The 14,274-nt window shown below is 46.2% G+C and carries 3 protein-coding genes; 1 reads left to right on the top strand and 2 read right to left on the bottom strand.

The window, feature by feature from the left end; genetic code table 11:
* Nucleotides 1–145: 145 nt before the first annotated feature.
* Together L6773_RS20580 and L6773_RS20575 are read right to left on the bottom strand one after the other, a co-directional pair.
* Nucleotides 146–4,183: a hybrid sensor histidine kinase/response regulator gene (locus L6773_RS20580; RefSeq protein ID WP_237856543.1), complete on the bottom strand. Its 4,038-nt coding sequence runs from the start codon at nucleotides 4,181–4,183 to the stop codon at nucleotides 146–148.
* Between the two features lie 328 nt (nucleotides 4,184–4,511).
* Nucleotides 4,512–4,820, bottom strand: a complete 309-nt coding sequence (locus L6773_RS20575) for a GIY-YIG nuclease family protein (RefSeq protein ID WP_255727817.1) — start codon at nucleotides 4,818–4,820, stop codon at nucleotides 4,512–4,514.
* Nucleotides 4,821–5,270: 450 nt separating this feature from the next.
* Between L6773_RS20575 and L6773_RS20570 the strand changes: the two genes are divergently transcribed.
* Nucleotides 5,271–14,274 (top strand): choice-of-anchor Q domain-containing protein (locus tag L6773_RS20570; protein ID WP_304622118.1); only part of this gene is annotated, 9,004 nt, incomplete at its 3' end.

Here is a 14,274-nt window from a genome sequence, read left to right as displayed (position 1 = left end):
CGACTTAACTGAAATTCGTTGGTTATCAAATTTTGGAGTGGCAATAAAAATACCATGTCTACTATATTTGGTTGGGATAAGCACCATCCAATGTCTAATGTTTGATTGGGATAAGAAACATCGAATGTTTGCTTCCTGACTTCCTCTAAACCTCCGACGGACTCACTCCAAACTCTTTCTTAAAACTGGTTGAAAAGTAATTCGGATCGGGAAAGCCTACAGCAGTCGCTGCTTCTTGCACGCTGAAATCTTGTTCCTTGATCAATTTCTTACCCTCATCGAGACGTGTCTTTTTAATGAATGCATTCAGCGAAGTGTCACAAACTTCTTTCCAGTCTGCATAAAGTTTTGATCGACTGACAAACAGCGCATCGGCGAGCAGATCGACGCTTAGGGAAGGGTTTGCCAACTGTCTATACACCATCTCTCTTACATCTTTCACGAGCTGATTTTCTTCTAAATCTTCTTCGTGAAGCTGATTCCTTTTCAAAACATTTTCTCGTCGAAGGACAGCATCAATTTGGGAGAGTAATAATTTACTTTTGATCGGCTTCGTCAGATATACATCCGCACCGGACGAGAGTCCTGCTTCTTTATCGGTATCAAGGTCTTTGGCAGATAAGAAAATGACCGGTAATTTCTGGTAATCTTCCTGTTTTCGAAGAGTGTTGACAAACTCAAGGCCATTCATTTTTGGCATCATAACGTCTGATATCACAAGATCGACATTGAGATCTTGTAAAAGTTTCAGCGCCTCTTCTCCCTCCTTAGCAACAGTAACCTTGTACTTTTCAGATAAAACAGATTGAAGGTAATCTCGGAAATCATCATTGTCTTCCACCAAAAATAAATGTTTGGAATCCGGTGATCTTTCATTCTGTTCAAATCTATTTTCAGACTCAGAAATTGCCTGATTTTGCTCAATACGTCGGGGTACAGGAAAATGAACAATCGTATCAGAATCTCTTAAGTGTGCGTACCCTTTTTTCAGTGTAACAAAAAATTCAGCTCCTTCACCCTTCTTAGAAAGAACGCCTACTTCTCCATTCATACGAGCCACCAATCCCTTAACCAGGTAGAGCCCGATTCCTGTTCCTTCTGCTGCATAAGCGTCATCAGCCTGGTATAGATAGTCGAATATTTTTTCAGCTTCGTCAGGATGAATGCCAATTCCCCGGTCTTTAATCTCGAGCGTTACAGTTTCATCCTTGTTTAAAAGTTGCACTGAAATGGTAGATTTCTCGGGCGAAAACCGAATGGCATTACTCATCAGGTTAATGAGTATTCGTTCCCATGCGTCTGAATCGATATAGATCTTTTCATCAATCGTGTCTGTATGAATATTCAGGGTGATCTCTTTTTGATCAAGGCTGGACTGAAACTGACCTAAGAGTTGGCGGGTATGTTCTGCGATATCCACCGGTTCAAATGTTAGTTTTAGTTTATCTGCATCCAGTTTGCTCACTCCAAGGATTTGGTCGACCAGGTTTTGAAGGCGGTCACTATTTCTTTTCATCAGGTGAAGCCGCTCCCTGGCTTTCTTACCTGACAGCTCTATTCCGTCCTCTATAAGATCATCCAATGGACTGGAGATGAGAGAGAGCGGTGTTTTAAGCTCATGTGTGATGCCGGAAAAAAATCTGGATTTTTGTTCTGCAGCTTCTTTTAATTCCTTTGTCTGCTGATTGACCCTGGCCTGGAGTTTTCTCTCTCGTTTCTTCAATAGCCGTGTTCGGTACCGGACTCCACCCACCATAAGTAGAACACCAAGCAGAGCTGCGAGCCCGTAAAACCAGCTGGTTTCATAGAAAAAGTATGGGACAAAAATATCGATAGCGGCGGTCTTGACCTGATCTTGTACGTTGGGAAGATATACTTGCAAGTGAAAGGTATGCCAACCGGGTGGTACATTAGTAAATACTGCCTGCCGAATATCATTGGATACTTCCCATTCTCTATTTACGTCATCAAGCCTGTAACGAAACATCGTTCGCTCGGGTGTGGCCGGATTCGGAGCTGTAAACTTAATGCGGATATTCCGCTCTGAGGTTGGAAGCTCAATCTCTGAACGCTGTCCTGCAGAGATCGTAGTGTCTGCAAACGCGATCTCCTCAATCACCGGGATAAGGTTCTGTCCTGAGTTCATCTCATCCAGTCTTGATAAATGGATAACCGTTAATCCCCGCTGATTCGGAAAGATGATCTGCTTCTGATCCCGGGTGATCAATCCTGCCGTCTGTACTCCTCCGTTCGCTTCCCGATTCAGCATGCCTTCAGCTTCATTGAAACCAAGAACCGGCAGTGTCCCTGAATCACCGTCGGCATATCTGTTCAAATCGCTGAGCGATACAGCCATAATACCACCGTTTGAACTGATCCAGAGCCTGTCTTCCGGACCCTGAATCATTCTGTGCAGGGAGTTGTGTATCAGTCCGTCTTGCTCCATCACTCTTGTAAACTGAAGGGGAACAGCGTCTGAATCCAAAACAATACGGCTCAAACCGAGATCTTCAGTTGCAACCCAGAGGGTATCGGGTGACTGCACAAAAATATCACGAATAAAATTACTTTGAAGTCCGCTGTTTTCCGCCCTGTAATTTCTGGCGATTCCGTTTTTTAATATGGTTAGTCCGTACCCAAAGGATCCTGTAAAAAGGGTTCCATTCCTGTTTTCCCGTATTACCCGAACCACTTGAAATGGATTCCCGGATTCAATTTCAAACGTTCGAAAAGGCTTGAATTCACCATTTTGAAACTGAATCATCTCACCCGTTGTGCCAATGAACAGCCTGTCTCCCGACCGATGCATCGATTCCACTGTAACATCCGGTCCGGCAGCCTCTGTGAATTCGTCTAACCTTTGCCACGAGCCATCATCTAACCTCCACAAGCCATTCTGGGCAATGCTTGCATACAGGGTTCCGTCTATATCTTCATAGAGAAACCGGGCATTTTGGGCTGACAAGCGACTGTTTTCTGCGTTCCAGTTTTGATTAGTATCATCATATAATCTGTAGATGCCATTGTGAAAACTGCCGGCCCAGATAGATCCGTCACTGGATTCTATAACAGGATAGATATTTTCAAACCCGGGAACCTGTTCCGGCGTAATATTTGAGATTACACTTTGCCGTATTTGAAATACACCGTCATAGAGGGTAGAGATCCATAGTGATCCCGCCTTGTCAAGGTAGCCGGAAATGATATCGCCTGTAGAAAGTACAATCTCACCATTTATTCGAACATCTTCATCCCCAATAAGGATCGATTCCCCGCTGTATCCTTCGTATACCAAGTTGGCTCTCTCAGTGGAGGCGTCGAACGACGGGCCAAAGTTTGAGATGATAAACGTAGCCGGATCAAACGTGAAAAACCCCTCGTTGCTGTTTAATAGTACAGATTGATCCCCCCTCTGATGAACGTCCCATACATGGCTTGGGCTTCCATCAAGTGTAAATTGAACATCAACCTCACAGCTGATCATTGAGTATCTGAACGCCCCACCTGTTCCGGTTACCCAGATATAATCACCGATTTTCTTTACGAACGTTGTTGACTGAGAGGATACCGGATACTCGCCGGCCTCCAGTAGCTGAACCGAATTTTCGGTTTGCGGATCAAACTCATAAAGCCCACTCCCGCTGCTGACAATGATTTTCTGTTCATCAGTCCAAGTCATAGCCTGGTTATTGTTCTCTGTCGCTGTTTGATTTAAAAAGTTGAATTGCTGTTGACTCCTGTCGTATCTCGCAATGTCATTTTCGGTCAGGATCCAGAGCTCACCATTGGTTTGGCTGCTCAGCTGAACAACAGGAGATTGAAGATGTTCGCTTCCCGTTGAGTAACTCTGAAACATGGGGCCGACTTTACGGGTAAGAGCACCATCTGCATGTAAAAGCCATAGTTCATCGAACTCAGGGATATAGGTCATTTGAGATATTCGGTTTGAAAATAGACCGGGTGTATTTCCTGAATTATAAACCACAAACTCATAGCCGTCGTACTGTGCAAGTCCATCCGTAGTTGCAAAATAGAGATAGCCGTTATTGTCCTGCACCATTCGGTTCACCGAATTGACAGGCAGCCCATCCTCAATTGTGTAGTTCTGAACGATATACTCCTGCCCTGTGGGAAGAGCAGACTGCTGAAGAAAAAATGAGAGAACCAGGAACAACAGGCTCATAAAAAACGCAGGAATTAAGTGGTTTGATGAAGGTTTTGGATGATATTAAAGATATTATAGACACTTTCAAAGAGTGACTGAAGACAGGCACCGCCTGTCATGTCGAGGGAGCTCCTTGTTGTTCGGAGCGAGTCGAGACATCTGTTTACATTCGGTAATCCCACTACCAATAGATTTCTCCACTTCGCTGCGCTTCGGTCGAAATGACATTAGTAGGTGTGTGGAAACGCAGCGTATCAGGGTTTTAGTTTGAACCGGATTGTGAATAACGCCGCTGACAAAATATAGGCCTGGATGTAAAGGGTGTGGTTCAGTTTTAAAACATTCATCACCAGCGGTCAATGTATTTTCTGTACAAATCATCCCAGTTAGGATTTCTTGTTTCAATCAGCCACTCCTTCTTTTTTCGACTCCATCGCTTGATCTGTTTCTCACGGGCAATAGCATCCCATACAAAGGAGTACTCTTCAAAATATACCAGCTTCGTGACATTATACTTTTTGGTGAAGCCATTAAACACTTTGTTTATATGCTGCTCAGTTCGTTTGTATCCGATCCCTGTCATTCCCACATATAGTGTGGAATGGGTTCTGTTGGTCATGATGTATACATGATAGATATGTTTTCCTTGCCTCATATTAGTATGAACAGTGAGAGGGCCATTCCTTACAAAATTTCTTTACTACAGGGTTGCGAACACCACCAATGTATTTCTCGACTCCGTTGTCTGGCGAGTAATTGATAGACGGCGTGTTTAGGAATCATATTCACAGCAGTGGACTTTATACGCCGGCTTTGATAAAGACACTGCCTGTCATGTCGAGTGAAATGAGGAGCAGGGCGACGAATGGAATCGAGACATCTCCAGGCATACGTCTGAGGCCCCCACCATTGGATTTCTCCGCTCCGCAGCGCTCCGTGTTGTTCGGAGCGAGTCGAGACATCTGTAGTCAGTCCATAATGTACGGAGTTTTGGACGATCTCAAAGACATTCTGGACACTTTCAAAGAGCAGCTTCTCTATTTTTTTGGTGAATCATCATCTCAATTCCATCCACTGGGTTAGACTAAACGCAACAGATACCACTATGGAATCATCAATCATGAAGTTAATCGGTTTGGACAATTTTAAAGATTGGAAAAAAACGTCAATAATCATTCTCCTTGTGGCTTCGATGACATCGTTGGCAGCAGTTGCAGAAGCTCAAACAATAAGGTACGTAAAAGAAGGTGGAACGGGAGATGGTTCAAGTTGGGCAAACGCCAGCGGGGATCTGCAAGAAATGATATCTGCTTCCATTTCAGGGGATGAGGTCTGGGTAGCAGGCGGAATCTATAAGCCTGTACGACCCCTGGATGATTTGGGGGGATCTAACGACCCAACAAATAAAGACAACTCCTTTTTTATAGCATCCAGAGTTAAGGTATATGGTGGTTTTGCAGGGAATGAATCATCATTAAGTGAACGGGACTTAAGCATCAAAGAGAACCGAAGTATTTTAAGTGGCGATATTGATGGAGATGGAGTTACGGATGATGACAATGCATTTCATGTGGTTGTTCTTGCTTCTGGCATATTGGATGGATTTACGGTCACAGGAGGTTATGCCAATAACTCATTTGGTGGATCTGTACAAGTAAGTGAAAATCCGAAACCAGAAATATTCAGAAATAGTGGTGGTGGCATTGTAGTATTGAATTCATTTATAAGTGAGCTCTCAAACCTCATCGTAAAAAATAACTACGCTTATTATTCAGGGGGTGGTATTCATATTGAGGATCGAAGCGATGAGTTAACTCCGGTTTTGTTAACGAATGTTGTAATAGCCGGAAACGGAGCCGTTAGATTTGGGGGTGCCATTGGAGTTGATGGCAGTGATGTAACACTTACAAATGGTAGCGTAAGCGGCAACAGTTCAGGCGAGAATACGACTATACATGTTTGGGGCGAGTCACTGTTAAAAGTTCGAAATAGTATATTGTATGGTAATGATGGTGCGATAAGTGCGGAGTTTGTTAACGCAATAAGTGAAGTTAGCAGTAGCTTAGTCGAAGGTAGTTCAAGTACAGAAAATGGAAATATAGCCAGTACCGATCCTAAATTTGTGAATGCGCCTGCACCCGGTAACGCACCTTTCTCAAACGGAGATTACCGGTTGTTAAATGGAAGTGCAGCCTTAGATGCCGGAGATAATACACTCTTTAACTCCGGGGAAACACCTGATCTGTCAGGTTTCGAGACAGACGTTGCCGGAGATGATCGTATACAGAGCGGAACGGTAGATCTTGGGGCTTATGAAGGTTCTCTGCCGGAACCATTCGTCACTAATGATAATGACAACGGGCCGGGCTCCCTGCGATACGTGGTTGAGAACACATTTGACGGGAGTACAATTACATTCGATGAATCACTCAATGCAGGAACTATTACATTAACCGGCGGGCAAATTACAGTAGACAAGTCTATTACCATTGACGCCGGTGACCTGCCAAATGGAATCACCGTTAGTGGAGATAATAACAGCCGGGTATTTGAAGTTGAATCAGGACTGGAAGTCACTTTTAGATCATTAGCAATTACGGATGGTAGTGCGAGCAGTGCTGCAGGTATAAGAAATACCGGAGATCTTACACTTGAAAATGTAGCAGTTTATGGAAATTCAACCACAGGAAATTTTGGAGGTGGTGGTGGAATTCTGAACAATGGGTCCTCCTCAAGATTAACGATCAGAAATAGTACAATTTCAAGTAATAATGCTTTGGGTGGAGACGAGAGTGGTGGCGGTATTTATAACGAGGGATCAGTCTCACTTATTCATACTACGCTTTCTGATAATAAAGCAGGTGTATCGGGAGGAGGTGTAGCCAGTTTTGGGAGTTCAAGCAGCCTGCAATTAACAAACAGTGTAATAGCTAATTCAGAAGGGGGCGACTGCGTGGCATCCGGAGACCTGGATGAAAGTGATAGCTTGGTTGAGGATGGTTCATGTAGTGCTACATCAAGCGGAGATCCCATGTTAAAAGCTCTTGCTTACTATGGTGGTGCAACCTATAATCAGCCTCCGGATGTGGGCTCGCCGCTGTTAGATGCCGGAAGTTGTATCGGTCTTACAGAAGACCAAAGAGGATTTGATCGGCCTGTAGATTTAGATTACATAGCAAACAGTGCCGGCACCTGTGATATTGGTTCGGTTGAGGCAAACTCTGATGATATCCCTGTGGAGGATATTTTTAAACCCTCCAATGGGGTGCTTTATGTAGATCAAAATGTTCCGGCCGGTGGAACACAGAATGGAAGCTCATGGACAAATGCCATCCCTGAGTTTAGTACGGCATTACGATGGGCCGGCGAAGTATGGGGACCTGAGAAAAGAACGCTTAGAATATGGTTGGCAGACGGAAAATATACAACGACGAAAGAAAGCGATCGAAACGCCTCTTTTCAACTTGTAAATAATGTAGAGATTTATGGTGGATTTGACGGGGATGAAAACGAAAATCAAGTTACTGACAGGGATTGGAGTGTTAACCCTACTATTCTCAGCGGTGATATAGATAATAACGATTCTGATAATGATAACGACGGGGTAATATCATCTTATGTTGGCCTTCGGGGTAACAACTCATACCATGTAGTGAATGGAACGGGTACAGACAATTCGGCTAAATTGAGTGGTGTGATAATTACAGCAGGCCAGGCGAATGGAAGCGGAGCCGATTCCCGCGGAGGTGGCCTATATAATGAAAACGGAAGCCCCATTTTAGATTACATTACGTTTATTGGTAATTCCGCTACAGAAGGGGGCGCCATTGCAAACTTCTCAGGGAGTGACCCTGATTTATACAATGTGGTCATTACGGGTAATAATGCAGATGAAGCCGGTGGTATTTATAATTCGCAGAGTAACCCCACCCTAACGAACGCTACGATTTATAATAACTTAGGAGGTGTGAACGCGTCTGCTTTACTCAACTCTGAGAGTGATCCTACCCTTGCCAATGTCATTATCTGGAGTAATTATATTGACGGAGATAAAACCACTCCGGAAGCCTCAATTTATAATGTGAGCAGCTCAACTCCATCTATTTCTTACAGCATTATAGAAAACTCCGGTGGAAGTGATAATTGGAACTCAGATCTGGGTACAGATAACGGGAATAATTTGGATGAAGATCCCGGTTTTAAAGACACGAACGGACCTTATAATGGTGCGGATGGTATTTTTGGATCCAAAGACGATGGATATTCTATTCTGCAAGGAAGCTCGGCTATTGATGCCGGCAGCAATGATCTTCTTCCGGGCAACTATTCCGTAGATTTAGCGGGCGAACCCAGGATTTATGATGGTGCTACAGCTATTGAAATTGTTGATATTGGAGCTTATGAATACCAGGGTGAAACACTGTCAATCAGTCCGGACGGCAATAATATTCTTTATGTGGATCTTGATGTGGATACAGAAGCCGGCGGATATACCGGACTGGGGGATTCATGGGAAAACGCACTTCCGGAATTGTCGACAGCACTTGGATGGGCGAATAATAATTGGGACGGCAACTCCGAAGGATCTCTTCAAATCTGGGTGGCTGATGGAGTGTATAAGCCAACTACGAATACAGACCAGGCTCAATCTTTCAATCTGACAAATCATGTTGAGGTCTACGGTGGGTTTACAGGAATGGAAACGAGTTTATCTGAGAGAGATTGGGAAACCAACACCACCATTTTAAGCGGAGATATCGATAGCAACGACGAGGTAGAAATCGTAACAAGTCCAACCTCGCAAATTACAGGGAATAACAGTTATCACGTTGTGAATGGAAGCAATGCCGATGATACAGCAGTCCTGGACGGATTTACAATAACAGCCGGGCATGCAAGTGATAATTCGGCTCCAAACAATGACGGTGGAGGTGTTTATAATGATTCGGGAAGTGCAACATTCAGGAATTTGACGATTACCGGGAATCGCTCCAGTCGATATGGCGCGGCAGTTTCGAACAGGGAAAACAGTAATCCTACAATTATGGAAACCGTGATCAAAAACAATTTTGCGGGAAATTCAGGTGGGGGAATCTATAATAATGATAGTAATCCGGTTTTAGCTGATGTAACGATTCAGGAAAATATAACTGCTGACAATGGGGGTGGGATTTATAGCCATAACAACAGCAGTCCTGTTCTTACAAATGTGAAAATTATTGGGAACCGGGCGCGTAGCGGTTTTAATGTAGGTACGTTTGGCGGAGGTGGTATGTACAACAATGGTGGTGCCCCTATTTTGACCAACCTCTTGTTCAGCGGAAATGTGGCTGATGAAAATTCTGGCAGCAGTGGCGGTTTTGGAGGTGCAATTTTAAATGTTAACAGCAGTCCGATACTCACAAATGTGACGGTGACCGGTAATGTATCGGATAACGGTGGAGCTATTTACAACAGCAGTTCAGGTACTAATGTAGACATTCGAAACTCGATTATTTGGAATAATCAAGATAATACGGGTGTGGGTACAGCGTCATCTTCTATTGTGAATACTAATTCTGCAACAACAACCATTAGCTACAGCATGGTGCAGGGACAAAACCCTTCAGGAGATGGAAACCTGGACGGTACCGATTCAAACAACGCTCCGATGTTTGTGACTTCTGTAAATCCATCAGATGCTCCAACAGTAGCGGGTAACTTTCAGCTTCAGGAAGGCTCTCCGGGTATCAGCATTGGCAATAATGTTATTTTTGAATCCGGGCAAACTCCCGACCTTTCAGGTATTAATACCGATCTGGATGGGAATGTCCGAATTAAAAATGCCCGTGTGGATATGGGAGCCTACGAATTTCAGGGTGATGAAGAACTGCTCATTACACCGGATGAGAATAACATCGTGTATGTTGATCAAAATGTCTCCGGCGGAATCGGCAGCGGAGATTCCTGGTCCAATGCAATCACAGAACTGCGTGATGCCCTCACATGGGCCGCTAACTGGGACGGGGATGCCGACGGTACGCTGCAGATCTGGGTGGCTGAGGGAACATACCTCCCCACCGATGACGGAACCGACCGGGAGGCCAGCTTTACGCTGGTAGACCAGGTGGAGATATATGGTGGGTTTGCCGGCAATGAAACCAATCTGGAAGAGCGCGACCCGCAGGCCAATGAAAGCATCCTGAGCGGGGATATCGATCAGAACGACCTCATCTTTGAACCGCAAACGGACAGCGACGGGGACCCTTCAAACCCCACTCAAACCGATCACATCGTTGGAGGTAATAGTTATTCAGTCGTATACCTCAATGAAGACGGGGTATCGGTACATCTTGATGGCTTTACGGTGACAGGGGGCTTAGCGAATGTAGAAGGCAGTTCTGGCGAGAGGAATGAGACAGACTCAGGAGGTGGATTGTTCATCATCAGCGATGATGGAATTGCCACAATGAAAAACCTTGTGATAGAGGGGAATTACGGAGAAGATGGCGGGGGTATGTTTAACAGGACAGGAGGACGATTTTCCAATATTCGGTTTCTATATAATGTGGGCAATCTTGGTGGAGGTATGGCGAATTCTGTAGGCTCAAGAAATCCATTATTAGAAAATTTCATATTCAAAGGAAATCATGCTACTGGTAATGGAGGCGGAATGTATTCAGATGGTTTATCTACAATGGTCAACGCTCTGTTTGCAGAGAACAGCGCAAGAAGAACAGGGGGATTATTGGTTGCGCCTGGAAATATGACCATTATTGGATCAACGTTTACAAGAAATAGCGCGGAAGAATTAGCCGGAGCCATCAGGACCGCCCGTCAAGCAAGTTTAATAAATGTGATTATTTGGGATAATGAGCTGGGAGGAAATAAAGATATTCCTGAGGCTTCATTTAGTTCTGATATCAATATCGATATCTCTTCCAGTATCATTGCAAACTCCGGGGGTAGTACAAATTGGAGAGTATCAGAGTATGCAGATGATGGAGGTAGTAACCTGGATGTGGATCCGATCTTCGCAGATCCGGAAAACGGAGATTACTCACTGAGCATCAGCAGTCCCGCGATCAACCGGGGTGACAACACCCCCTTTACCAGCGGCGAGATTGCAGAAGGGATCACAACGGACGTTGCCGGTAACCCTCGTATTTATGATGGGGACCCTGATCCCGATTTTGTGGATATGGGTGCCTATGAATTTCAGGATGAACCGTTCGGATATCCTTTTTTAATCTCACCCTCCAATTTTGAAACGAGGGTTGCAGTGTCTACCACATTCCAGTGGGAAGAGGCCAGACTGGCTGAGGCTTACGACCTTCAGCTATCGCTAAGCCCTGATTTTTCAAACCCGGTGATCGATCAAAGCGGCCTGGCGACCAACGAATACTCTCCGTCAGGCGAGCTTCGATACGGTGTGACTTACTACTGGCGGGTTCGCGGTACCAGCAGCACGCTGAACGGTGCCTGGTCAACAGGGCAGTTTCAGACAACGATCTCCAATGCGGGAGACGGCTCCGAGGCTACTCCCTGGGAGGTGGCCACGGCCGATCAGCTGAATGCGGTTCGCCTGGACCGGGACGGCTACTTCATCCAGACCGCCGATATCGACCTCAGCGAAGTGACCCGTGAGGGCGGCTCCTACTGGAATGAGGGGCTGGGCTGGGAACCGATTGGTAAAGCCGGCGGAAGCTTCCTGGGTAACTACAACGGAAACGGGCACATCATCACGGGAATGTACATCAACCGGCCTGATCGCGAACGAACGGGATTGTTTGGAAGCGTCAGTACCGCCACCATTCTCGGTTTGGGTATTGTTGATCCGGAGATTGACGGTGGAAATCAAACCGGGGGACTGGCCGGGCTGTTCAATGACGGGACTATCCTGGAGTCGTACGTGTCCGGAGGAAGCGTGACAGGCGATAACCAGACAGGCGGGCTTGTTGGCGTAACCAGCAATACAAACACGCTGATTGAGAACGTGTACGCCGGCGCGAACGTGACGGGTCAGGATGGCACAGGCGGTCTGATCGGGGATGTTACCGGGACGTTGAATAATGTATACTCGTTTAGTTCTGTATCGGGAATCTCCAACGACGGTGCGCTAATCGGAACCGGATCTCCGACAGGTAATAGTGAATGGTACTTCAGCACGGAAACAGGGTCCACCGATAACGGGACCGGCACCGGGCTGGATGGAGAGCAGATGCGTCAGCAGGCCTCCTTTAGCGGGTTTGACTTCAGCAGCATGTGGCAGATTCAATCCGGTGACTTCACCTCCTACCCCTACCTCCGGCTGTTTACGTACGATGAGCCGCTGGCCGAACCGGAAGCGAATCCCTTACCGGGGCTTTTTATCGATGATGCGTCTGTTGTACTGCTCAGCAGTCCCACCGATAACTCAGAAAATGTTTCGCTTACTCCGCTCTTTGACTGGAATGCTGCCGATGGAGCGGACAGCTACGACCTGGTCGTATCACCCAACAGCGACTTTTCCGATCCGGTAGTTGATGAAACAGGAGTTACAGATACTGAATTTCAAACTGTGGATGAGCTAAACGTCTCAACCATTTACTATTGGAGAGCCAGGGGAGTGAATGCAATCGGCCCCGGAGAATGGAGTGAGGCCTTTAACTTTACGACGCTGCCCGAGGTTCCGGCCGCGATCGTATTGACTGCTCCGGCCGATGAGTCGATCAATGTTGGCCTGGTACCGGAATTCACCTGGGAGACAAATGACGGAGTGGAAACCTACCAGATCCAGGTATCAGAAAATGACGATCTCTCCTCCCCCGTTATTGATGAATCCGGCCTGGAAAATCCATCCTTTACACCTGCTAATGATCTCGCAAACGCTGAGGTCTACTATTGGCGGGTTCGCGGAATCAACGCAGGGGGTGAGGGAGCATGGAGTGAGGTATTCAGCTTCACGACACTGCCGGAAAGCTCAGAGGTTGTGATTTTGATTGCACCCGCAGACGGCGCAGAAGATGTTTCACGAAAACCGCTCTTTGAATGGAATGCTGCGGATGGAGCCGACAGTTACGATCTGGTTGTATCGCCCAACAGCGACTTTTCCGATCCGGTGATTGACGAAACGGGTATCACAAAGACCGAATTTCAAACCGCAGATGATCTGTCATTTTCTACGACCTACAATTGGAGAGCCAGAGGGCGCAATGCGGCAGGTCCGGGTGAGTGGAGCGAATCCTTTAGCTTCACAACCCGGGACCAGCCCGAAGCTGAAGATAAGCGGCTTATGCTGGTCAATAATGAATCCTATGCATTCAGTCCTTCCGATTTTGGACAGACAGATAACAACCATAGTGTTGTTATTGAACAGATCCCCTCTGATTTTGAAGCAGATCTGGAACTGGATGGAAACGTTGTTTCTGATAACGACGAAATTAGTGTTCAGGCAATTGAGAATGGTGATTTGACCTATGCTCCTCCGCAAGATCAATATGGTTACAACTTTGATGATTTTGAATTCAGTATTAAAGATGATGAGGGAAATCAGAGTGAAGAGTCGTATAAGATAACCATCGACCTGGGTAGCGTCTTTACGGAGCTGTCTGGCAGCGAAGGCTGGCGATTTATGGCCAATCCCTCCGACGGGGATTCCTACGGTGATCTGCTTTCCGGCATTACCGTGGAAATCGGCCCTCCGCCGTCGCAAACGCTGTACGAGCTGGACCAGGAGAACTACGAGTGGGATCCGGTAGAATCAACCGGTGATGAATCGGGCGCTGGTACTCCGTTTATTATCTATGTTCTCGGAGATGAACTTCCGGTCACGGTGCAGTCCGGTGAGAACTGGGAGGCCCTGGACGGCACATTCAGCTACAGTGTACTGGATTACGACGGAGATGGCAGCTCGCCCAACCCCGGTAACTACTACCTTTTGGGCAACCCTCACCCCATTGCACTGGATTTCTGTGAGTTTACAGGGGACAATATTGCCACCTCAGCCTACTTCTGGGATCCGGATGCAAACGGTGGCAATGGAGATTACAGCACTCTGAACTGTGCGGCATCCGAGGATGTGTTGATTGCTCCTTTCCAGTCGTTTTGGGTTCGGATCACGGATAGTAACCCAAGCCTGGAGATACCCA

The sequence above is a fragment of the Rhodohalobacter sulfatireducens genome (genome assembly GCF_022012475.1).
Taxonomy (GTDB): Bacteria; Bacteroidota; Rhodothermia; order Balneolales; family Balneolaceae; genus Rhodohalobacter; species Rhodohalobacter sulfatireducens.
Note: the sequence above shows the minus strand (reverse complement) of the source record. Positions and strands in the feature narration are given on the sequence as shown.